Raw genomic sequence first — 21,709 nt, 5'->3', positions numbered from 1 at the left:
GGCGGCCTGTGACCGCCCTGGAGGACAGGCCGCCTTTCTGGAGACTGCCCGTGACCCTACCTACTGCGATCTTCATCCTGGCCGCCGCCTTTTTGACGGCCACCCTGTCTGGCGTCTTCGGCATGGCCGGCGGCCTGGTGCTGATGGGCGCCCTGGCGCTCGTCCTGCCGGTCTCAGCGGCCTTCGTCACCCACGGCATTCTGCAGCTGGTCGCCAATGGCTGGCGGGCCCTGCTGCATAGGCGTCACGTCCGCTGGGACATTGTCGGCTGGTATGCCCTGGCCTCCCTGATCGCCGGCGTGCTGGTGTCGCTGGCGGCCTTCACCCCGTCCAAGCCGTTCCTGTTCCTGATGCTGGGCCTGGTGCCCTGGCTCACCTGGCTACCGGCGGGCTGGCTGAAGCTGGACGCCGCCCGGCCGCACCAGGCCTTCGCCTCGGGCTTCCTCGTCACCGGCCTGAACTTGATGGCAGGCGTCGCCGGCCCCCTGTTGGACATCTTCTTCGTCCGCACCGAACTCACCCGCCACGCCATCGTCGCCACCAAGGCCGCCACCCAGGTCTTCGCCCACCTGGCCAAGATCATCGTCTATGGGGCGCCGCTGCTGGTCGGGGCGCGGGATGCCGACATGCCGCCGCTCTGGCTGTTCGCCCTGGCCATTCCGCTCTCCATGGCCGGCACCTGGTGCGGCGGCCTGATCCTGGAGCGGATGAGCGACGTGAACTTCAAGCGCTGGACCCGCTGGATCGTCACCGCCGTCGGCGTCCTCTACCTGATCCAGGCCGCCCAGCTTCTGATGGCGGGTTCGTGAGCGGGCTCAGCGTCGGGCTGGTCCTGGCTGCGGTCTTCGCCGCCTCGGCCATATCGGGGCTGTTGGGCATGGCCGGCGGCTCGCTGTTGATGGCGGTCCTGACCCTGATCCTGCCGGTGGGTGCGGCGCTCGCCCTGCATGGCGCTGCGCAGCTGGCCTCGAACCTTGCCAGGGCAGGCTTCAACGCCCGGCATGTGCGCTATCGCACGGTGGGGTGGTTTGGCCTCGGCGCCATTGCTGGCATGGGACTGCTCTCGTTCATGGCCTTCCAGCCCTCCAAGGCGGCGATCTTCATCGGCATGGGCCTCTTGCCGGTCCTGGTCTGGCTTCCGCCGAGGCTCATTCCCCTGGACGCCGCCCGTCCGACCCACGCCCTGGCGGGCGGCTTCCTGGCCACCCTCATGGCCCTGACGGTGGGGGTTTCCGGGCCTCTGAGCGAACTGTTTCTGGTGCGCAGCTCCCTCAACCGTCACGAGGTCATCGGCACCAAGGCCGCCTTCCAGGTCTTCGCCCACCTGGCCAAGCTCGTCTTTTACGGCGGGGCGCTGATTTCGGTCGGCGCTGAGGGGGAGGGCCTGGGTCTCGCCCTGGTGGCGGGAGCGGTCCTGGCCGCCGTGCTCGGCGCGGCGGTTGGCCGCCGGTTCCTGGACATCATCTCTGAAGATCATTTCCGCCGATGGCGCCGATGGATCTTCACGGCCTTGGGGGCCGGCTTCCTGATCCAGGGCTTGATGCTGCTCGGTCGCGCCTGAGGCAAAAAAAGAGCCGCGTCCATGAAGGGCGCGACTCAAAAGTTATAGGGAGGAAACGCCCAAAAGGGCCAGGCTGAGATAATACCCTCCTGGCCAAAGGCAAGAGGGCGGGTGAAAGATTCTTCGTGCCGTTGCGTCACAGGGGGTGAAATGCAGCTGGAAGGCCAGAATTCGCACAATCGGCATGTGCGGCTTGAGCCGATGGGCGAACGCCATCGCGCCCAATTGCAGGCCGCCTGCGCCGCCGACCTGCAGGTCTGGCGCGACCTCTATCCCCACTCCATGGAACCAGAGCATTTCGACGCCGGCTGGGCGCGGATGATGGCTCAGGCCGCCGAGGGCAGCTGGATTCCCCATGCGGTTCTGCTCGAGGGGCGGTGCATCGGCATGACCAGCTATATCGGTCCCGATCCCGCCAATGCGTCCGTTGAGATCGGCGGCACCTACTACCACCCCGACCACCGGGGCGGGGCGGTGAACCCAGCCACCAAGCGCCTGATGCTGGGCCATGCTTTCGAGGCCGGCGCCCGGCGGGTGCAACTGAACGTCGACGCCATCAACCACCGCTCCCGCGCTGCGGTCCTCAAACTGGGGGCTGTGCAGGAGGGCATCCTGCGCCAGCACCGCGTCGTCTGGACCGGCCGCATCCGCGACACGGTGGTCTTCTCCATTCTGGCCGAGGAATGGCCGGCGGTCCGAGCGCAGTTGGATGCGCGACTGACGGCGCTCTGACAGGCCCGATCGCCGTCATGGTCGGGTCAAGCCCGACCATGACGGAAGAGGAGGGGCCTGCCCGCTAAGCGCTGGCGGCGGTGCGTTCGGCCGCCGCCGGGAAGAACACCTCTTCAGCGTGCTTGGCCACGTCCTGGGCGGTGTAGGGCTTGCCCGGATTGAAGCCGTCGGTCTGGACCATCTTGATCTCGCGCACGCCGCGGGACGACACCCCCAGCACCTTGCCGGAGTGATCGGCGGCGAGGTCGGAGACCATGTAGAGCACGCCCGGCGCGATGTTTTCCGGCAGGCTCATGGCGTCGGGCTCCTTGCCCTGGCGGCCGGGCAGGTCCGAGGTCATGCGGGTGAAGGCGCCAGGCGCCAGGCCCATGACCCGAATGCCGTACTTGCGGCCCTCGATGGAAAGCACGCGCATCAGGCCGTAGATGCCGGCCTTGGCCGCCCCGTAATTGGCCTGGCCGAAATTGCCATACAGGCCCGAGGTGGACGAGGTCAGCACCATGACGCCGGGATTGTTGTTCTCCTTCATCCACTTCCAGACCGGCCAGGCGCAGCAATAGGTGCCCTTCAGGTGGACCTTGACCACCAGGTCCCAGTCGGCCTCCGAGGTGTTGGCGAAGGTCTTGTCGCGCAGGATGCCAGCGTTGCAGACCAGGATGTCGATCTTGCCCCAGGTGTCCAGGGCGGTCTTGAGGATGTTCTCGCCGCCCTCGACGGTGGAGACATCATCCCCATTGGCCACCGCCTCGCCGCCGGCTTCCTTGATCTCGTCGACCACCTTCTGGGCCGCGCTGCGGTCGGCGCCGGAGCCGTCGCGGGTCCCGCCCAGGTCGTTGACCACCACCTTGGCGCCTTCCTTGGCGAACAGCTTGGCATAGGCCTCCCCCAGGCCGCCGCCGGCCCCGGTCACAATGGCCACTTTTCCGTCGAGCAATCCCATGGTCGTCTCCCAAATGTTCGAATTCTTATGGGTGGCATCATCCGACCGGGCAGGGGGCCTTGGCAAGGTCGGCGGCGCCTAGGTCCCTGCTGGCGCCTCGGGGGCCGACTTCCCACGCCGGGCGCGGAAGAAGCCGCGAAGCAGCTCGGCGCTCTCGTCGGCGAGGATGCCGCCGGTCACTTCCGGACGCCAGTGGCAGGTGGGCTGTTCGAAGTACCTCGGGCCATGCAGGACCGCGCCGCCCTTGGGGTCATCGGCGCCGAACACCACCCGGCCGATCCTCGCATGGCTGATGGCGCCGGCGCACATGGCGCAGGGCTCAAGCGTGACCACCAGGGTCAGGCCGGTCAGCCGGTAATTGCCCAACTTGCGGGCGGCCTCGCGCAGGGCGACGATCTCGGCGTGGGCGGTGGGATCATGGGTCCCGATGGGGCCATTGGCGCCGATGGCGATCACCTCGCCCGTGGCCGGATCGACCACACAGGCGCCCACGGGGGTTTCCCCGCGTGCGGCGGCGTCTTGCGCGGCGCGCAGGGCGATGCGCATGGTGCGGTGATCATGGTCCACGAACGGCAACGAACTCCCCGACCCCCCTCCGGTCAAGCCCCAGACGCCCACGACCCCACTGCGCCCGATGGCGCCGAGGGCGGCGGAGAGCGGGTGGCCAAGGCCCTGGCCCGCGCCGGCGTCGCCTCCCGCCGGGAGGTGGAGCGCCTGATCGAGGCCGGCCGCGTGGCGCTCAATGGTCAGGTCCTGACCACCCCTGCGGTCAAGGTCGAGGCCAACGACATCCTCACCGTCGATGGCGAGGTGGTGGACGACCGCGAACCGGCCCGCCTCTTCCGCTACCACAAGCCCGCAGGCCTGGTGACCACCCATTCCGACCCTGCGGGCCGCTCCACGGTGTTCGAGGCCCTGCCGGACGGGCTACCGCGGCTGATCTCCGTCGGCCGGCTGGACCTGAACACCGAGGGCCTGCTGCTGCTGACCAATGACGGGGCGTTGGCCCGGGCGTTGGAGCTGCCGTCCACTGGCCTGCAACGCCGCTATCGCGCCCGGGCGCATGGCCGCATCACCCAGGACAAGCTGGACGTCCTCAAGAACGGGGTCACCGTCGAAGGCGTCAGCTATGGCCCCATCGAGGCGCGCATCGACAAGGCCCGGGAAGGCCCCCAGGGCGCCAATGTCTGGATCAGCCTGACCCTGACCGAAGGCAAGAACCGCGAGGTCCGGCGGGTTCTGGAATCCCTGGGCCTGAAGGTGAACCGTCTTATCCGCCTCTCCTACGGCCCCTTGGCCCTGGGCGTGCTGGAGGCCGGCGAGATCGAAGAGGTCGGGCCCCGCGTCCTGCGCGAGCAGTTCGCCGACTTCATCGCCGCCGAAGACATGCCCAAGGGCGACCGGCCGGCCTATTCACCGCCCAAGCGCAATCGTTCGGCCGGCGCGGCCCGTCGGGCGAGCGCCGAGGTGGAGCGGGTCGAGGTCAAGCCGGTGGAAAAGAAGGCCTACAAGCCCGGATGGGCCAAGGCCAAGATCACTGTGCGGCCCAAGGGCGCGCCCAAGGGAAAGCCCGCGCCTAAGGTCAGTGGCCGTGACGCCGCCCTCGCCGAGGGCCGGGTGATGATCAATAAGGCCAGAGTCCAGGCGGCCCGCGCCAGCGCCGCGGCCAGCACAGATCGGCCCACGCGACCCGAGCCGGCCCGCTCCGAGAGGCCGGCGCGCCCTGAGGCCGCGAAACCCCCCGCGGACCGTCCCGAGCGGTCGCGGTCCGAACGCCCGCAGGCTGACCGTCCTCAGCGGACGCGTTCCGAACGGCCCCAGGGAGACCGTCCCGAGCGGTCACGGTCTGAGCGCCCGCAGGCGGACCGTCCCGAGCGGTCGCGTTCTGAACGCCCGCAGGCTGATCGCCCTGAGCGGTCGCGTTCCGAACGGCCCCAGGGTGAGCGTCCCGAGCGGTCACGGTCTGAGCGCCCTCCTGAGCGGTCGCGGTCCGAACGCCCGCAGGCGGACCGTCCAAGACCGGCGCGGCCGGCCTCGGAGCGTCCTCGCGAGGACCGTCCCAGGTCTGAACGCCCGAGATCCGAGGCGCCGCGTTCTGCGCCAAAGGCGGATCGCGCGGCGGGGTCGGCCCCGCCTCGGCCTCGCCCGGCCTCGGGCAAGGCCTACCCGGCCGGCAAGGCCCAGCTTGGCGAAAAGGCGCCGTCCGACCGGAAGGGGCCCCCCGGCGGCGCCAAGGGCGGTCGGCCCTCCGGTCCGGCGCGTAGCGGCCCGCGGCCGTCTGGACCTCCGCGCGGGTCGGGCGGCCCCCGCGGACCCAAGTCCCGAGGCTAGGTCGTGCGTATCGTTTCGGGAGAATTCCGCGGCAAGAGCCTGGCCGCGCCGCAAGGGGTGAACACGCGCCCCACCTCTGACCGCGCCCGCCAGGCCATCTTCAACATCCTGGAGCACGCCCCCTGGTCGGAAGGCTTGCGCGATCTCCGCGTCATCGATCTGTTCGCAGGCTCCGGCGCCCTGGGTTTTGAAGCCCTGTCCCGGGGTGCGAAGTTCTGCCTGTTTGTCGAGACCGACGAAGAGGCCAGAGGCGCCATCCGCGAGAATGTGGACGCCATGGGCCTGTTTGGCCGCACCCGGGTCCACCGCCGCGACGCCACCGACCTTGGTCTTCGCCCTGGCGGCGATGGTCCCCCCTTCGAGCTCGCCTTCCTCGACCCGCCCTATGCCAAGGGCCTCGGCGAGGCGGCGCTACCGGCCCTGGCCGACGGGGGCTGGCTCGCCCCCGGCGCCCTGATCGTGTGGGAGCGCGGGGCCAGCGAACCCCCGCCGACTGTGGCGCGGTACGCCGAAATGGACGCCCGCGACTATGGCGCCGCGCGCGTCCACTTCCTGAAATACTCACCAGAGGCGTGAGGTGGTCCGGTTGTCCTGCCGGCTGCGCAGGTTCACCAGGCCTTCCCGGGTGATCCGGTAGGGACCCCCACTACGGCTGGCGACGAAACCTCGCCGCCGCAGGGCCTGGAAGACGGCGAGGTCGCAATCGGTCAGGCGCCAGCCCTCCCCGGTGATGCAGTCGACGTCGATGATATGCCCGCGGGTGTCTCGGACAGGGCGAATGGTGGCCCCCTGGGCGAGGGCGTGCAGCGTCCTTTGCTGCGATTTGGGAATGTTCAAAGAAAGAGTCCGGGAGAATAGCCCATGCCAAGCGGCCCGCGCGCTGACGCGGCGCGGGTCGCAGGGTTCTGGCCTGGTCACGGATGGACAGCCGATGGCCGTCCTGTGGTCCGTCAGGCCCGGGCGGTCGTCGCAGCGGGTGACATGAACATCCCTCTTTCAGAGTTCCGGCCAAGCTTAGAGCCTCGCCGCCTCACAGGCAATCAGCGCCGCCCGAACAGCCGCTCGATGTCGGCGAGCTTGAGCTCCACATAGGTGGGGCGGCCATGGTTGCACTGGCCCGAATGGGGGGTGGCCTCCATCTGGCGGAGCAGGGCGTTCATCTCCTGAGCCGTCAGCCGTCGGCCGGCCCGGACCGAGCCGTGACAGGCCATGGTCGAGCAGACCTCGGCCAGCCGCTCCTTGAGCGCCAGGGCCTGGTCGGTTTCGGCCAGATCATCGGCGATGTCGCGGACCAGGCCCGCGGCGTCCGTCGCCCCCAGCAGGGCCGGGGTCTCGCGGACCAGGACCGCGCCGACGCCGAAGGGCTCGATGACGAGGCCCAGCGCGGCGAGTTCGTCGGCGCGGGCCACCACCCGCTCGGCCTCGGCGGGGTCGAGTTCGACCACCTCGGGGATCAGTAGCGCCTGGCGCGCCACCGCGCCCACCGCCATCTCCGCCTTCATCTTCTCGTAGACCAGTCGTTCATGGGCCGCATGCTGGTCGACGATGACGACGCCGTCGCGGGTCTGGGCGACGATATAGGTCTCGTGCACCTGGGCCCTGGCCGCGCCCAGGGGATAGTCCACCAGGTCCGGCGCGGGACCCTGGGCCAGATCGCTCTCGGCGAACCCTGCGGCGCCATAGGTCGCCGGCTCATAGACAGGCTCGTGGCGGGCGGAGGTTTCACTCAGGCCCGGGATGGCCTGGGCCAGGGCTGGGCCCCAGCCGCCGCCGTCCCAGCTGGAAAAGCCCTGCGCCGAGGGCCCCGGCCGATAGGCTGGCGCCGGCGTCATGCCGGGGCGCAGACCCTGCAGGGCGTCGGCGGCCACAGTGGTCGAAGCCCGGTGGCCGGCGCCAGCCAGGGCGTGACGCAGACCCCCGACGATCAGGCCACGCACCAGGGCCGGGTCGCGGAACCGCACCTCGGCCTTGGCCGGATGGACGTTCACATCCACCAGGGCGGTGTCGAGCTCAAGGAACAGGGCCGTCAGGGGATGGCGGTCGCGCGCCAGGAAGTCGGCATAGGCCCCGCGCAGGGCGCCCTGCAGCAGGCGGTCGCGCACCGGGCGGCCATTGACGAACAGATACTGGTGGGCCGCATTGCCCCGGTTCAGGGTCGGCAGACCGGCATAGCCAGACAGGCGCACCCCTTCGCGGACATGGTCGATCAACAGCGCGTTCTCGGAAAACTCCCGGCCCATGATGGCCGAAAGCCGGGCCAGCCGTCCCGCGTCGCCGGCCGGTTCAGCGGGCAGACGCAGGACCTTTCGGCCGTCGATCTCCAGGCTGAAGCTGACCGCCTCATGGGCCATGGCCTGGCGTTTTATCTCCTCGGCGATGGCCATGGCCTCGGCCCGCTCGGACTTCATGAATTTGAGCCGGGCCGGGGTCGCATAGAAGAGGTCGCGCACCTCTACCCGCGCCCCGTGGGGGCCGGGGAAGGCGGCCGGCGAGACCTGACCCATTGCGCCGCCGTCCACCCGCAGGGCGTAGGCGTCGCTGGCGCCCCTGGCGCGGCTGGTGATCGAGAGCCGCGCCACTGAGCCGATCGAGGGCAGGGCCTCTCCCCGGAAACCCAGGGTGGCGATCCGCAGCAGGTCATAGTCCCCGGCGTCGTCAGGCAGCAGCTTGGAGGTGGCGTGGCGCTCGACGGCCAGCAGCAGCTCCTCGGGCGAGAGGCCAAAGCCGTCGTCGGCCACCAGGATGCGGGACAGGCCGCCGCCATCGACCTGCACTTCGATCTGCCGCGCGCCAGCGTCCAGGGCGTTCTCGACCAGCTCCTTGATGGCGCTGGCCGGCCGCTCGACCACCTCGCCGGCGGCGATGCGATTGACGGTTTCGGGGGGAAGGCGATGGATGCGCATGTTCGAGCCTGGGTCCAAAGGGCATTATAGGCCGATTCAGGCTGCGGGGGCGGCCCATGAGGAGAAGATGATGCGCCTGACCGCCGTCCTGTGCGGACTGCTGCTGCTGGTCTCACCCCTGGCGGCGGCGGCTCAGACATCGGCCGGCCTGCCGACAGATCCGGATGCGGTGCTGGTCGAGGAGCTGGTGGTCACCGCCCGGGAGATCGGCCCGGCCTGGTGGCGGGTCTCGGACGGCGATTCCATCGTCTATGTGATGGGCGCGCCCTCGGTGATCCCCAAGGGGTCGGGGTGGGACGCCAGCGTGCTGGAGCGGCGTCTGGAGGGGGCCAATGTCGTCATCCTGCCCTTCAACAACGCCAGCGTGAATCTGCTGACCGCGCCAGGTGCGGTGGTCAGCCTGCTGAGGCTGCGGTCCTCAACGCCATTCGAGGAGACCCTCGAGCCGCCATTGCGGGCGCGCTTTGTCGCCGCCCGAACCCAGGCCGGCCAGGCGGCCGACCGCTACAAGACCCGCAACGGCATGGCCGCGGCCCTGTTGCTGGTCAGTGACTATCGCGACGCCGCCAGCCTGACGGCGGCCGATCCCGCCAAGACCATCGGCCGGATGGCCGCGGCGCGGGGAATCCGGGTGGAGGCCAAGACCTATGACGCCGCCTCGCTTCTGGCCGCCGTGGTGCGTACGCCAGCCGCCGCGCAGCAGGCCTGCGTGATGGAAGCCCTGGCCGCTGTGGAGGCCGGCCCCGCCTCAGCGGAGGCCGCGGCCCGGGCCTGGGCCTGGGGGCGTGTGCGAGACGCCCTCGGCGGCGAGCGGAGCTACGAGCGGTGCATCGCCGCCGCGCCTGGAGCTGCGGAGCTGGACGCCCGGCTGAAGGCCGACCAGACCGCCGCCATTGTCGCCGCCCTGAAGCGGCCAGGGCACAGCATTGCGGTGGTGCAGTTGCGCCCCTTGCTGGCGCAGGGGGGCGTGCTCGATCGCCTGGGGGCGCTCGGCTACGAGATCAGGACGCCGGCGGAGGACTGAGGCCGAGCCTTAGAGGCCTGGCAGCTTGATTCGGCTGCTGGCGTCGCGGCGGATGACGACGTCGCCGCCGCCGGTGATGGCGTTGACCCGGGCCTGTTCGGCCTCGGCGTCCACCGGGCCCGACAGATCAGCACCGGCGGGCTGGGCCGGAGCCTCGTTCCCACGCCAGAACATGACCCGGTCAGCGAAGCCCTTGTCCTTGTGGGCGATGTCGCCGAACTCGTCGTCGACCACGTAGCGGATCAGGGGGTCGGCTCCGGCCAGACCGGCCTTGGCCACCAGCTGCTGCTCGCCAGCGCTGCGGTTCATGCCTTCACGCTCGCCCACCAGGGCGGCGCGGGCCGCGCTTTCGGGGCGAAGCTCCTGGGGCTGCGGCTCGCCAGGGGCCGGCGGGCGCAGGGAATAGTCAGGCGGCACCACCAGGGGCGCCTTGGTGACGACCCGGAATTCATCCGGGGTCACCTTGGTCATGCCAAGGGCCGAGCGGGTGGAGCTGCAGCCGGCCAGACCGACGGTCGCCACCAGGGCGCCGGCGAGGATCACGCGGTTGAGGGTCATCACAATACGCTCCCAAAGGCCGCCCCCGGCCGGAAAGTCCATTGCATTAGCGCAAACAGGGGCGCGGCGCCAATGTCCTTAGGTCTTGGCGTCGCGCCTGAACCCATCGATCAGCAGCAGAACGACCCCCACGGAGATGGCGGCGTCGGCGATATTGAACACCCACGGAAAATAGAGCCGCGAGAAATCCAGGAAGTCCACCACCGCGCCGAAGCGGGCGCGGTCGATGGCGTTGCCGATCGCCCCGCCCATCACCAGCCCCAGCGCCAGGGCCATAAGGGTCCGGTCGCCCCGCCGCGCCCACACCGCCAGCGCGATCGCCACCAGGACCGAGAAGGCCACCAGCAGCCAGCGGCCGAGATCCTGGTCGGCCCGCAGGAGACCGAAACTGACCCCCTGGTTCCAGACCATGGTCAGGAAGAAGGGACCGACCACCTGCTCGCTGATCTTGGCTGGCAGGTCATAGACGAACAGGATCCAGTGCTTGGACAGCTGGTCGAGGACGATGACCGCCAGGGCCAGCCCATAGGCGGTCCAGCCGTGGCGGTTGATCAGGTGTGAGAGGGTCATGCCCAGATCGCCTCAGGCCGCGCCGTGGGCGGCGTCCCAGGCCGCCACGGCCTCGGCGTCACGCAGGGACAGGTCGGGGTAGCGGGGGTCGTCGCCCACCTCGGGCAGGATCCGCCAGGAGCGGGCGCACTTCTTGCCCTCGGCCCGCAGGGGCTCCACGGCCACGGCGGGGCTCTCAGCCAGGCGGAAGGCGCCAGCAGGGCCATCGCCGGCGACCAGGGTCGCCTGGCTGGTGCGGAACACCTCGGCGGCGTCGAGACCCTCAAGGGCGGCCAGCAGGTCGGGGTCGTTGATATGGACCACAGGGGCGGCCTCCAGGGCGGCGCCCAGGCGCTTCTCGCGACGCTCCACCTCCAGGGCGCCGGTGACCACGGCGGTGACCGCCTGGACCTTGGCCCAGCGGGCGGCTTCCTGAGGATTGGCCCAGACGTCCGGTGTCTCAGGGAAGACCCGCAGGGCGTTGGACCCGGCCTCAGGGAAGCGCATCGTCCACGCCTCCTCGGTGGTGAAGGGCATGAGCGGGGCGAGCCAGACCGTCAGCCGTTCGAACGCGGCGTCCATCACCGTGCGGGCCGCCCGACGGCGCAGGGTCGAGGCCTGGTCGCAATAGAGGGCGTCGCGGCGGACGTCGAAGAACAGGGCCGACAGGTCCTCCTGGCAAAAGGCGATCAGCGGGCGGATCACGTCCTGGAAGGCGTAGGCGGCATAGGCGTCGCGCACTTCGCCATCCAGTTGGTGGAGCCGGTGCAGGATGTAGCGCTCCAGGGGCGGCATGTCGTCGACGGCGACGGCCTCGGCCGGGCTGTAGCCGGCCAGCGCCCCCAGCATGTAGCGCAGGGTGTTGCGCAGCTTGCGATAGGCGTCGGCCGTAGTGGCGAGGATCGTCTTGCCGATCCGCTGGTCGTCCGAATAGTCGACCATGGCCGCCCACAGGCGGATGATCTCGGCCCCGGACTCCTTGATGATCTGGTGCGGATCGACGGTGTTGCCCTTGGACTTGGACATCTTCTCGCCGTTCTCATCCATGGTGAAGCCATGGGTGAGGACGCCGTTATAGGGCGCGCGGCCCCGGGTCCCGGAGCTCTCCAGCAAGGAAGACTGGAACCAGCCGCGGTGCTGGTCGGAGCCTTCGAGATAGAGGTCGGCGGGCCAGCGGGTGTTTTCGCGGTTTTCAAGGGTGAAGGCGTGGGTGGAGCCTGAGTCGAACCAGACATCGAGGATGTCCTCGACCTTCTCGTAGCGGTCGGCGTCGTGGGCGCCCAGGAAGTCGGTCACCGGCCGGTTGAACCAGGCGTCGGCGCCTTCGGCGGCGATGGCCGCAATGATGCGGGCGTTGACCTCTTCATCGTGCAGGGGCTGGTTCGTCTCCTTGTCGACGAACATGGCCAGCGGCGCCCCCCAGGCCCGCTGGCGGCTGATCAGCCAGTCGGGCCGGCTCTCGACCATGGTGCGGATGCGGTTGCGCCCGGCCTCGGGATAGAAGGCGGTGGCCTCAATGGACTCCAGCGCGGTCTCGCGCAGGGTGCGGCCGCCGTGTTCCGGCGTATCCAGGGGCTCGTCCATGCGGATGAACCACTGCGGGGTGTTGCGGAAGATGACCGGCGCCTTGGAGCGCCAGGAGTGCGGATAGGAATGCTCAAGCCGGCCGCGGGCCAGCAGGCCGCCGGCCTCGATCAACTTTTCGATCACCGCGGGGTTGGCGGGGCCGAACCTGCCGGACTTCTTGCCCTCGGTCTCCAGAACCTTGAGCCCGCCAAACAGGGGCACATGCGGATAGTAGGCGCCGTCGGCGTCCACCGTCTCGGGGATCTCCCGATGGCCATGGGCCAACCAGACCACATAGTCGTCGGCGCCATGGCCAGGCGCGGTGTGGACAAAGCCGGTGCCCGCCTCTTCGGTCACATGGTCGCCGGCCAGCAGGGGCACGCTAAAGGCGTAGTGGCTGTCGAGGGCCGCCAGCGGGTGGGCGCAGACCATGCCCTGGCAGTCGATGGTCTCGATCCTGCGCCACTTGCCGATCTTGGCCACCTTGAAGACCTCCTCGGCCAGCTTGTCGGCGACGATCAGCTTGTCGCCTGGCTTGGCCCAGGGTTCGAACTCCAGCCCCTCCTCCAGGGCCTCGACCAGATAGGCGCCATAGGCGATGGACTCGTTATAGGCGATCGCCCGGTTAGCCGGGATCGTCCAGGGCGTGGTGGTCCAGATGACCACGCTGGCGCCGCGGGCGGCGTCGGAGCCTTGGGTCACCGGGAACTTGACCCAGATCGTCGGCGAGACGTGGTCGTGATACTCGACCTCGGCGTCGGCCAGAGCCGTGCGCTCCACCGGGCTCCACATCACCGGCTTTGAGCCGCGATAGAGCTGGTTCGAGGCCACGAACTTGTGGAACTCCGCGACGATCGCCGCCTCGCTCCGATAGTCCATGGTGGCGTAGCGGTTCTCCCAGTCAGCCAGCACGCCCAGGCGCTTGAAGCCGTCCCGCTGGACGTCGATCCACTGGCCGGCATAGGCGCGGCACTTCTCACGGAACTCAGCCTTGGAGACCTCGTCCTTGCGACGGCCCTTGCTGCGCAGCTCCTCCTCGATCTTCCACTCGATGGGCAGGCCGTGGCAGTCCCAGCCGGGCACGAAGTCCACGTCGTAGCCCATGGCGAACCGCGAGCGGACCACGAAGTCCTTCAGGGTCTTCTGCAGGGCGTGGCCGATATGGATGGCGCCATTGGCGTAGGGTGGCCCGTCGTGCAGGACGAACAGCGGCGCGCCGGCGGCCTGACGGGCCTTGCGGGCGGCGTGATAGAGGCCAATTTCGTCCCACTTGGCCAGGATCTGCGGCTCCTTTTGCGGCAGGCCTGCGCGCATGGGGAAGTCGGTCTGGGGCAGGAAGACGGTCTCGCGATAGTCGCGTCCCGCAGTTTCGGGGGAAGCGGTGCGCTTTTCAGCGTCGTCGGCCATGGGATTTTTCGTCCAAGTCGGAGGCGGAGGAGGGCGGAACAGGTCCCGGCGCGCGCTGGATCATAGGCTCCGGCGGCGTCACGCCGGGCGCGTAATTCGCAAGGATTTGCGGCCCCTCGTCATCGGGCGGTCCTAGCAGACCGTCGCGGCGCGGGCGAGCCCTTTAGGCTTGGCGCTTAAGTCCGGTGACCGGCCTCAGAAGTCCGGCATCAGGATCTGGCGGGCCTGGCCGGCGTCGCGCATCACCTGCTCCACCATGGCGTCCAGGCTTGCGAACTTCTGCTCTGGCCGCAGGAAGGTGATCAGGTCGGTCTCGATGGTCTGGTCGTAGATGTCCTCGTCGAAGTCGAACAGCCAGACCTCCAGCACCGGGGCCACCTCGCCCACGGTGGGATTGACCCCGATATTGGCCACGCCGGGCACCTCGCGCCCGTCGGGCAGGCGGGTGCGGGTGGCGTAGACGCCGAACCTGGGCTGGACATAGTCGTCCACCTGGACATTGGCCGTGGGGAAGCCGAGCTCGCGGCCCAGCTGCCGGCCCCGCTGGACCACGCCCTCTATGGCGAAGGGGCGACCCAGGATGGCGGCGGCGGCTTCGGGCTGACCATCCCTCAGGGCGTCACGGACGGCGGTCGAGGAGTATTTCTCACCGCTGTCATCGGCCACGGCCGCGGCCACCGAGACGCCGAAGCCGAAGTCCTGCCCGTAGTCCTTCATGGTCGCGGGGCTCCCTGTGCGGCCCTTGCCGAAGGAGATGTCGAACCCCACCGCCACGTGCGCCACCCCCAGGCCCGCATGCAGGACCTGCTGGGCGAAATCGCGGTCGGTCAGGCTGGCCATCTCCTGGTCGAAGGGCAGAACGTAGAACAGGTCCACGCCCAGGGCCTCAAGGGCGCGGGCCTGCTGACCCGGCCGCATCAGGCGAAATGCCGGCGCATTGGGCGCAAAGATCTGCCGCGGATGCGGATCGAAGCTGATGACGCCCAGGGGCGCGCCCTTTTCTTGGGCGCCCTGGGCGGCCAGGGCGATCACCTGCTGGTGGCCGCGATGGACGCCATCGAAGTTCCCGAGTGCGACGGCCGCGCCGCGATCACGGGCCATGAGCCCCTTCCATCCCTTGATCACACGCATTGTTCAGGCGTCCCGCTTGGGCACGAGAACCACGGCCTCGCCGTCGGCCACGGTCTTGCCTGCGACCGTGCAGACGGTGGCGAAGGTGGCCTGGCTCCGTCGGGGGTCCAGTTCGCGGACCGTGACCGTCGTGGTGACCTCGTCGCCAATCCCCACGGGGCGGCGAAAGCGCAGGCTCTGCGAGACATAGACCGCGCCGGGGCCTGGCAGGCGGGAGCCGAGGACGGCGGAGATAAGGGCGCCAGTCAACATGCCGTGGGCGATCCTGCGCTTGAAAGGGGTGGTCGCGGCATAGGCGTCATTCAGATGCAGGGGATTGTCGTCGCCGGACACCGCAGCGAAGGCCTCCACATCGGCGGCGCTGACCGTGCGGGCGATCTGCGCGCTCTGATCCAGACTGAGGTCCTCGAAGAATAGTCCCGGCAAGGAAACGCTCCCCATTTTTGGCCCTGCATAGACGCAACCCTGCACAAAGCGAAGGCGCTTGCGCTGGACGCGAGCCCCAATCAGCGCCGAAGATGGCCCTGACAGGGTTCCAATGGGGAGAGAGAGGGACATGCGCAAGACGTTGCTTGGGGTCGCTGCGGCCCTGGTTCTACTGGCCGCGTGCGACCAGACACCCGCCGATCCGGTCACGCCGCCGCCACAGACGCCGGTGGATGGACCGGCGCCGTAGGCGCTTACCAGGACAGACCGGCCATCGCCCAGCGGGCCTCGGCCCCTTCCTGGCGAAGCAAGGCTTCGACGGCGGCGGGGTCCAGGCCCTGGTCGGTGATCGTCTCGGCCCCATGGATGCCGCCGGCGACGAACATCACGTCCAGGCCCTGGGCGTTGGCGCCCTTGACGTCGGTGGCCACCCCATCGCCGATGCAGAGCAGGCGGGCGCGATCCGTCGGTTTTCCGGTCAGGCGCTCGGCCTCGGCGACGCACAGATCGTAGATGGGCGCATGCGGCTTGCCGGCCATCAGCACCTTGCCGCCCAGGGTCTCGTAGAGCTGGGCCAGCGCGCCGCCGCAATAGATCAGCTTGTCGCCGCGCTGGACGACGATGTCGGGATTGGCGCAGACCATCTCCAGGCCCCGCGCCGCCGCGCCCTCGAAACGCGCCTGATAGTCGCCAGGGCCCTCGGTCTCATCATCGATGGGGCCGGTGCAGGCGATGAAGGCGGCCTTGTCGAGGGCCTCGAACGAAAGCCCCAGACCTTCATAGAGCGGGGCGTCCCGGTCAGGCCCAAGCCGCCAGGCCGGACCAGGGGCGCGCTCAGCCAGCAGCAGCCGGGTGGCGTCGCCTGACGTGACAAAGGCCGACCAGGCCTCCCGGGGCACCCCCAGCGCGTCGAGCTGGGCGACCACGTCGGCCGAGGGGCGCGGGGAGTTGGAGATCAGGATCACCGGTCCGCGCTCGGCGCGCCAGCGGGCGAGCGCGGCGCAGGCGTCTGGGAAGCTCTCGCGACCGTTATGGATCACGCCCCAGACGTCGCTCAGCAGGACGTCATAGTGGTCGATAAGGTCGGAAAGTCCCTGGGGCGTCTGCGGCTTGGTCATGGCCTGCGGCGGTAAAGGTCGTCGGGTCCGCGGTCAATCGGGGTGTGCGGAAGCGCAGGTCTCAGGCCCGGCCGCCAGCCCGTCGGCGCAGGCCCTGGCGGAGGAAGTCCGCCGGGGGATCGGCCTCGGCCAGCACAGCCTCGCGGATCGGCCGCGGCTCGCCGAACAGGTGGCCCTGGCCGTAGCCGACCTCCAGTTCCAGCAGGTCGACGATCTGCCGCTCGCTCTCCACCTTCTCGACGATCACCTCGACCCCATAGCGTCGCGTCAGCTGGCAGAAGTCCTCGGCGGCGAGGTCGGGCAGGGACTTCAGCACCAGCCGCCCGTCCATCTCGACCATCTCGTCCAGCAGCATCTGGGCCCCGACCCGGACGAACTTCACATCGGAGCGGGCGAGGTCCTGCAGGTCGAAGTCGAGGTCGGTGACCTTGTCGAGAGAGAAGCGGAAGCCGAGATCAGCCAGCTTGGCCATATTGCGCGCCTCAACCGAGCCGCGGGCCTCAAACGCGCCCTGGCCCAGTTCGAAGATCAGGGCCCCGGCCAGATCGCGATTGGCTGACAGCATGTCCAGGAACTGCGGGAAGAAGCTCTCGTCGCCCAGGCTGGTGGCCGCCACATTGCAGAAGATCCCGACCTTGCGGTCCTGCTTGGCCAGGCGGCGGACAATCTGCACGCAACGGAACAGGAGCAGGTTGTCGATGGCCGTCATCAGGCCCTCGGCCTCGGCCACGCTGATGTACTCGGCCGGCATCAGGATGCGGCCGCTCTCATCCCGCAGCCGCGAGAAGCTTTCGTAGAAGATGGTCTTGCGTTGGGGCAGGGCGACGACGGGCTGCAGGTACAGATCCACCCGGTTGTCGGCCAGGGCGCCGCGGACGGTCTCAAGCAGGGCCGCCTCGCGCCGCGGATCGTGGCCCGGCCGGCTGTGCACCGGCGGCGCGGTCACCCGCTCCTCCAGCCGCTGGCCCATGCGCTGGACTAGGTCCTCAAGCATATGGACTTCGTCAGACAACTCCTCGGAGCGGCGCAGGGCGTCGTCGGTCACGGTCTCGACCACCTGGGACAGGCGGGCGTCCACCTTTTCGACCTGGTCGATCAGGATGCGGTGGGCGTCGCGCAGGGCGGCGATCTCGCCGCGCAGGCCGGTGGCGGTGAGCGCATGCTCGATCAGGCCGTGAAAGGCGAAGGCCAGGCCCAGGCCGCCCACCAGGGCCGCCACGCCCGCACCCCAGCCGCCGCCATTCCGCCAGAGGGAAAGGGCGATGATCAGCGCCAGACAGAGATAGGCGCCGCAGAGCAGCGCAAGCGTCAGCCTTCGCATGAACCCGCCTGTTCGAATCGCCTGGCAGTATCGGTCACGCCGGGGGCGCAAGTCGAACAGATTAACGATTGCGCCCAAGCCGGGGGCGGAATGGCCGCAGGCCTCTGGGCTCTAGCGGGTGGGGACGGGGTTTTCGCCGCGATAATCGTAGAAGCCGCGGCCCGCCTTGCGGCCCAGCCAGCCCGCCTCGACATACTTCACCAGGAGGGGGCAGGGCCGGTACTTGGAGTCGGCCAGGCCGTCATAAAGTACGTTCATGATCGACAGGACGGTGTCCAGGCCGATGAAGTCGCCCAGCTCAAGGGGGCCCATCGGATGGTTGGCGCCCAGCTTCATGGCCGTGTCGATGGCCTCAACCGTGCCGACGCCCTCATAGAGGGTGTAGATCGCCTCATTGATCATCGGCACCAGGACGCGGTTGACGATGAAGGCCGGGAAGTCTTCGGCGTTGGCGGTGGTCTTGCCGAGGGAGCGGGCGAAATTGACCGCCGCCTCATAGGTCACCGCATCGGTGGCGATCCCGCGGATGATCTCCACCAGATTCATGCGCGGCACCGGGTTCATGAAGTGCAGGCCGATGAACCGTTCGGGCCGATCCGTCGCCGAGGCCAGGCGGGTGATCGAGATGGACGAGGTGTTGGAGGCCAGCAGGGTGTTGGCCCCGAGATGGGGTGAAAGGGCCCGGAAGATCGACTTCTTGACCTCTTCGTTCTCCGTCGCCGCCTCGATGGCCAGGTCTGTGGCGCCCACCGCCTGCAGTTCGGCCGCCGGCTTGATGCGCGCCAGGGCCGTATCCTTGGCGGCCGCATCGATCTGCCCCCGGGATACCTGGCGGGACATGGCCTGATCGATGTGGGCGAGGCCCGCCTCGATCCGCTCGGGGCTGACGTCATGCAGGAGGACGTCGTAGCCGCCCAGGGCGCAGACGTGCGCGATGCCGGAGCCCATCTGGCCGGCGCCGATCACGCCCACCGATCTGATCTCAACCATGTCCATTCGCCCCAAATCTGCGGGCCGCCCTAAGGGCCGCCTCTGGTCTGTGACGGCTTTCTAACATGGGCGAAGGCGGCCCCGCCAAGGTCTTTATGTTGCGCCGCAATGTGAAGGGGTCATCCCTTGTGGCGCCAAAGCCGCACCCTGAAGCGAAACGAGGCGGCGCTTGGGGCGCCGCCTCGCATCTCAGAAGCCAGAGGGCCGGGGAGGATCAGCCCAGGGCCGTCATCAGCTCGGGCACGGCGGCCTTGTAGTCCGCCACCAGTCCATAGTCGGCGACCTGGAAGATCGGCGCATCGCCGTCCTTGTTGATCGCCACGATGACCTTGGAGTCCTTCATGCCGGCCAGGTGCTGGATAGCGCCCGAAATGCCGATGGCGATGTAGAGCTCTGGCGCGACCACCTTGCCGGTTTGACCCACCTGATAGTCGTTGGGGGCGTATCCGGCGTCCACCGCAGCGCGGCTGGCGCCGACGGCGGCGCCCAGCCTGTCGGCCAGGGGTTCGATGACCTTCTGGAACTCTTCAGCCGAGCCCATGGCGCGACCGCCGGAGACCACGATCTTGGCGCCGGTCAGTTCCGGACGTTCGGACTTCACGATCTCTTCGGTCACGAACTTCGTGGCGCCGGCGCCAGCGCCCGCATCGACGTCCTCGACCGAGGCCGAACCGCCTTCGCCAGCCGCCTTGAAGGCGGTCGGGCGCACGGTGATGACCTTCTTGGCCTCGGAGGACTGCACGGTCTCCAGGGCGTTGCCCGCATAGATCGGGCGCACGAAGGTGGAGGCGTCAACGACTTCGACGATGTCGGAGATGTGCGAGACGTCCAGCTTGGCCGCGATGCGGGGCGAGAAGTTCTTGCCCTGCGAGGTGGCCGGGGTCAGCACGGCGTCGTAGCCGGACATCAGCGGAACCACGACCGCCTCGATGGCCTCGGCCAGGCCGTGACCCAGGTCGTCGCTCTGGGCCAGCAGGACCTTGCGCACGCCTTCAATCTTCGCGGCGGCCTCAGCGGCGGACTTGCAGTCCTTGCCGGTGACCAGGATGTCGATGTCGCCGCCGATGGCCTTGGCGGCCGAGACGGTCTTGTGGGTGTTGTCGCTGAGCGCGCCGCCGGTGTGGTCGGCGATGACGAGAACGGCCATTAGAGCACCCCCGCTTCATTCTTGAGTTTGGCGACCAGATCGGCCGCATTTTCGACCTTGATGCCGCCGCTGCGCTTCGGCGGTTCGGCGACCTTGACCACCTTCAGGCGCGGCGCGATGTCCACGCCGTAGGACGCGATGTCCTTGGCGTCGAGGGGCTTCTTCTTGGCCTTCATGATGTTGGGCAGAGACGCATAGCGCGGCTCGTTCAGGCGCAGGTCGGCGGTGATGATGACCGGCAACGGAGCCTCGATGGTCTGCAGGCCGCCATCCACTTCGCGGGTGACGGTCGCCTTGTCGCCAGCGATCTCCAGCTTGGAGGCGAAGCTGGCCTGGGGCCAGCCAAGCAGGGCCGAGAGCATCTGGCCGGTGGCGTTATTGTCGCCGTCGATGGCCTGTTTGCCCATGACCACCAGGTTTGGGGACTCTTCGTCGATGACCGCCTTCAGCACCTTGGCGACGGCCAGGGGCTCCAGGTCGGCGTCGGTCTGCACCAGGATGGCGCGGTCGGCGCCCATGGCCAGCGCCGTGCGCAGGGTTTCCTGGGCCTGAGCCGGGCCGATCGAGACGGCGACGACCTCAGTGACGACACCCTTTTCCTTCAGACGGACCGCCTCTTCGACGGCGATCTCGCAGAACGGGTTCATGGACATCTTGACGTTGGCGAGGTCCACGCCGGTTTCGTCGGACTTCACCCGGGGCTTGACGTTGTAATCGATCACCCGTTTGACCGGGACCAACACCTTCATGAAAGCCTCAAATTCGCATTGCGTAAGAATGGGACGCACGGGGCATAACGTTTCCCGCGCGGTTTGCAAGTCAGGGACATGGGGCATTTTGCGCCGATGTCGAGCCTAGCCAGGGAGAAAAAGCCCGAATATGAGCCATCCGATGAGCCGCACCATCGACCGTCTGAAACTCGTTTTCCTGGGCGTCTTCGTCCTCTCCCTGGTTGGGATATTCGCCTACCAGGTCTATGTCGTCCGGCCCGCAGAGCGTTGTGAGGCGAAAGGCGACTGGTGGGATCCCGATGGCCGGGTTTGCGCCCGCCCAGTGCTGATTTCCGATATCACCGGCCGGACCATCCCCGAGCGCAAGGCCGCCGAGCAGGCCGCCGCGGCGGCTGAGGCCCAGGCCGAGGCCGCCCCGGTCCCTTAGGGCGGCGTCAGCCCCGGGTGGCCCCGGGCCTCCAGAGCACGTCAAGCGCCCCTTGGGCGTTGGCGCGGCGGGCGGCCACGAACAGCAGGTCTGAGAGACGGTTGAGATATTTCAGCGCCGGCGCGGCCACATCGGCGGCCTGGGCCAGACTGACCGCCGCCCGCTCCGCCCGACGGCAGACGGTGCGCGCCTGATGGAGGGCCGCGGCGGCAGGCGTTCCGCCGGGCAGGATAAACGAGGTCAGGGGCGACAGGGCGCTGTTGATCTGGTCGATCTCCTCCTCAAGCCGCGCCACCTGGCCCTCAGTGATCCGCAGGACCCGCTCGGGATCCTCTCCGGCCGCCGGAGGGTTGGCGAGATCGGCGCCCAGGTCGAAGAGATCATTCTGGATCCGCTCCAGCAGGGGATGGAGCAGGGCGTCGTCAGCGGTGTGCAGGCGCGCCAGGCCCAGACAGGCGTTGGTCTCATCTACCGACCCGTAGGCCTCAACCCGCAGGTCTGTCTTCGACACCTCGGCGCCATTGGCCAGCCGGGTGGCGCCGCCGTCGCCGGTGCGGGTGTAGATTCGGTTCAGGACCACCATGACGTGCTCACCCCCCGTAGGTGTTGCGCCACCAAACGGCGGTCACAAGGATCAGGACGGCGGCGGCCTGCAGCACGACCCGAAGGCGCATCAGCTTGTTGGAGTAGGAGCGGCCAAAATCTCCGCCCCGGAAGAGCGCGTAGATGCCCACACCAAGGGTGAGGGTGACGGCGAGCAGGCTCGCGGGAATCAGCACGGCGAAGATCTGGGTCATGGCCTGTCATCTGGATGCTTCAGCTTCATGGAATGTAGGGCTTCGCCACG

23 protein-coding genes are annotated in these 21,709 nt (G+C 68.8%); 7 read left to right on the top strand and 16 right to left on the bottom strand.

Going from position 1 to position 21,709, the window contains the following annotated elements:
* The first annotated feature begins 50 nt into the window (after positions 1 to 50).
* The 3 genes from Q8K84_RS09565 to Q8K84_RS09555 all read left to right on the top strand — a co-directional run bounded on the left by Q8K84_RS09565 (position 51) and on the right by Q8K84_RS09555 (position 2,293).
* The gene (locus Q8K84_RS09565) at positions 51 to 809 is read left to right on the top strand and encodes a sulfite exporter TauE/SafE family protein (protein WP_305282412.1); all 759 of its coding nucleotides are present in this window, start codon (positions 51 to 53) and stop codon (positions 807 to 809) included.
* Positions 806 to 1,561, top strand: coding sequence for a sulfite exporter TauE/SafE family protein (locus Q8K84_RS09560; protein ID WP_305282411.1), 756 nt, complete (start codon positions 806 to 808; stop codon positions 1,559 to 1,561). Before Q8K84_RS09565 ends, Q8K84_RS09560 begins: the two co-directional genes overlap by 4 nt.
* A gap of 150 nt (positions 1,562 to 1,711) precedes the next feature.
* Positions 1,712 to 2,293, top strand: coding sequence for a GNAT family N-acetyltransferase (locus Q8K84_RS09555; RefSeq protein WP_305282410.1), 582 nt, complete (start codon positions 1,712 to 1,714; stop codon positions 2,291 to 2,293).
* 64 nt (positions 2,294 to 2,357) lie between these two features.
* Here Q8K84_RS09555 and Q8K84_RS09550 read toward each other — a convergent pair whose 3' ends face one another.
* Positions 2,358 to 3,233: an SDR family NAD(P)-dependent oxidoreductase gene (locus Q8K84_RS09550; protein ID WP_305282409.1), complete on the bottom strand. Its 876-nt coding sequence runs from the start codon at positions 3,231 to 3,233 to the stop codon at positions 2,358 to 2,360.
* Between the two features lie 78 nt (positions 3,234 to 3,311).
* Complete coding sequence (tadA, locus tag Q8K84_RS09545) at positions 3,312 to 3,779, bottom strand: tRNA adenosine(34) deaminase TadA (protein ID WP_305282476.1); 468 nt, start codon at positions 3,777 to 3,779, stop codon at positions 3,312 to 3,314.
* Between the two features lie 12 nt (positions 3,780 to 3,791).
* Between tadA and Q8K84_RS17395 the strand changes: the two genes are divergently transcribed.
* Together Q8K84_RS17395 and rsmD are read left to right on the top strand one after the other, a co-directional pair.
* The gene (locus Q8K84_RS17395) at positions 3,792 to 5,564 is read left to right on the top strand and encodes a pseudouridine synthase (RefSeq protein ID WP_370867858.1); all 1,773 of its coding nucleotides are present in this window, start codon (positions 3,792 to 3,794) and stop codon (positions 5,562 to 5,564) included.
* A gap of 3 nt (positions 5,565 to 5,567) precedes the next feature.
* A complete protein-coding gene (rsmD, locus tag Q8K84_RS09535; protein WP_305282408.1) occupies positions 5,568 to 6,140 on the top strand; it encodes a 16S rRNA (guanine(966)-N(2))-methyltransferase RsmD in 573 nt (190 codons plus the stop codon).
* On the opposite strand, the gene Q8K84_RS09530 is transcribed toward rsmD, so the two are convergent.
* Together Q8K84_RS09530 and mutL are read right to left on the bottom strand one after the other, a co-directional pair.
* Positions 6,126 to 6,401 (bottom strand): YjhX family toxin, encoded by a 276-nt coding sequence (locus Q8K84_RS09530; RefSeq protein WP_305282407.1) that lies wholly within the window; start codon positions 6,399 to 6,401, stop codon positions 6,126 to 6,128. The genes rsmD and Q8K84_RS09530 overlap by 15 nt on opposite strands.
* Before the next feature lie 203 nt (positions 6,402 to 6,604).
* Positions 6,605 to 8,467, bottom strand: coding sequence for a DNA mismatch repair endonuclease MutL (gene mutL, locus Q8K84_RS09525; protein ID WP_305282406.1), 1,863 nt, complete (start codon positions 8,465 to 8,467; stop codon positions 6,605 to 6,607).
* Positions 8,468 to 8,537: 70 nt separating this feature from the next.
* Here mutL and Q8K84_RS09520 point away from each other — a divergent pair, with 70 nt between their 5' ends.
* Positions 8,538 to 9,491, top strand: coding sequence for a TraB/GumN family protein (locus Q8K84_RS09520; protein ID WP_305282405.1), 954 nt, complete (start codon positions 8,538 to 8,540; stop codon positions 9,489 to 9,491).
* 9 nt (positions 9,492 to 9,500) lie between these two features.
* On the opposite strand, the gene Q8K84_RS09515 is transcribed toward Q8K84_RS09520, so the two are convergent.
* The 10 genes from Q8K84_RS09515 to Q8K84_RS09470 all read right to left on the bottom strand — a co-directional run bounded on the left by Q8K84_RS09515 (position 9,501) and on the right by Q8K84_RS09470 (position 20,453).
* On the bottom strand, positions 9,501 to 10,049 hold the full coding sequence (locus tag Q8K84_RS09515; protein ID WP_305282404.1) for a DUF3035 domain-containing protein: 549 nt from the start codon (positions 10,047 to 10,049) through the stop codon (positions 9,501 to 9,503).
* Between the two features lie 78 nt (positions 10,050 to 10,127).
* The gene (gene lspA, locus Q8K84_RS09510) at positions 10,128 to 10,619 is read right to left on the bottom strand and encodes a signal peptidase II (protein ID WP_305282403.1); all 492 of its coding nucleotides are present in this window, start codon (positions 10,617 to 10,619) and stop codon (positions 10,128 to 10,130) included.
* 12 nt (positions 10,620 to 10,631) lie between these two features.
* Positions 10,632 to 13,571 carry an isoleucine--tRNA ligase gene (gene ileS, locus Q8K84_RS09505; protein WP_305282402.1) on the bottom strand — a complete coding sequence of 980 codons (2,940 nt, stop codon included), beginning with the start codon at positions 13,569 to 13,571 and terminating at the stop codon, positions 10,632 to 10,634.
* Between the two features lie 195 nt (positions 13,572 to 13,766).
* Positions 13,767 to 14,672: a bifunctional riboflavin kinase/FAD synthetase gene (locus Q8K84_RS09500; protein ID WP_305282401.1), complete on the bottom strand. Its 906-nt coding sequence runs from the start codon at positions 14,670 to 14,672 to the stop codon at positions 13,767 to 13,769.
* A 33-nt stretch (positions 14,673 to 14,705) separates the two neighbouring features.
* Positions 14,706 to 15,128, bottom strand: coding sequence for a MaoC family dehydratase (locus tag Q8K84_RS09495; RefSeq protein WP_305282400.1), 423 nt, complete (start codon positions 15,126 to 15,128; stop codon positions 14,706 to 14,708).
* Between the two features lie 254 nt (positions 15,129 to 15,382).
* Complete coding sequence (locus Q8K84_RS09490) at positions 15,383 to 16,246, bottom strand: TIGR01459 family HAD-type hydrolase (protein WP_305282399.1); 864 nt, start codon at positions 16,244 to 16,246, stop codon at positions 15,383 to 15,385.
* Positions 16,247 to 16,307: 61 nt separating this feature from the next.
* Entirely contained in the window at positions 16,308 to 17,567 is a 1,260-nt protein-coding gene (locus Q8K84_RS09485; RefSeq protein WP_305282398.1) for an EAL domain-containing protein, read from the bottom strand.
* 111 nt (positions 17,568 to 17,678) lie between these two features.
* A complete protein-coding gene (locus Q8K84_RS09480) occupies positions 17,679 to 18,557 on the bottom strand; it encodes a 3-hydroxybutyryl-CoA dehydrogenase (RefSeq protein ID WP_305282397.1) in 879 nt (292 codons plus the stop codon).
* Positions 18,558 to 18,771: 214 nt separating this feature from the next.
* A complete protein-coding gene (locus Q8K84_RS09475; RefSeq protein ID WP_305282396.1) occupies positions 18,772 to 19,704 on the bottom strand; it encodes an electron transfer flavoprotein subunit alpha/FixB family protein in 933 nt (310 codons plus the stop codon).
* Positions 19,704 to 20,453, bottom strand: coding sequence for an electron transfer flavoprotein subunit beta/FixA family protein (locus Q8K84_RS09470; protein WP_305282395.1), 750 nt, complete (start codon positions 20,451 to 20,453; stop codon positions 19,704 to 19,706). Before Q8K84_RS09470 ends, Q8K84_RS09475 begins: the two co-directional genes overlap by 1 nt.
* Before the next feature lie 142 nt (positions 20,454 to 20,595).
* Here Q8K84_RS09470 and Q8K84_RS09465 point away from each other — a divergent pair, with 142 nt between their 5' ends.
* Positions 20,596 to 20,862: a hypothetical protein gene (locus tag Q8K84_RS09465; protein WP_305282394.1), complete on the top strand. Its 267-nt coding sequence runs from the start codon at positions 20,596 to 20,598 to the stop codon at positions 20,860 to 20,862.
* Positions 20,863 to 20,869: 7 nt separating this feature from the next.
* On the opposite strand, the gene Q8K84_RS09460 is transcribed toward Q8K84_RS09465, so the two are convergent.
* Positions 20,870 to 21,445, bottom strand: a complete 576-nt coding sequence (locus tag Q8K84_RS09460) for a cob(I)yrinic acid a,c-diamide adenosyltransferase (protein ID WP_305282393.1) — start codon at positions 21,443 to 21,445, stop codon at positions 20,870 to 20,872.
* Between the two features lie 7 nt (positions 21,446 to 21,452).
* Positions 21,453 to 21,659: a twin transmembrane helix small protein gene (locus Q8K84_RS09455; protein WP_305282392.1), complete on the bottom strand. Its 207-nt coding sequence runs from the start codon at positions 21,657 to 21,659 to the stop codon at positions 21,453 to 21,455.
* Positions 21,660 to 21,709 lie beyond the last annotated feature (50 nt).

The organism is Phenylobacterium sp., assembly GCF_030679875.1.
Lineage (GTDB): Bacteria > Pseudomonadota > Alphaproteobacteria > Caulobacterales > Caulobacteraceae > Phenylobacterium.
The sequence above is the reverse complement of the archived record's forward strand: the minus strand, read 5'-3'. Positions and strand labels throughout refer to the sequence as shown.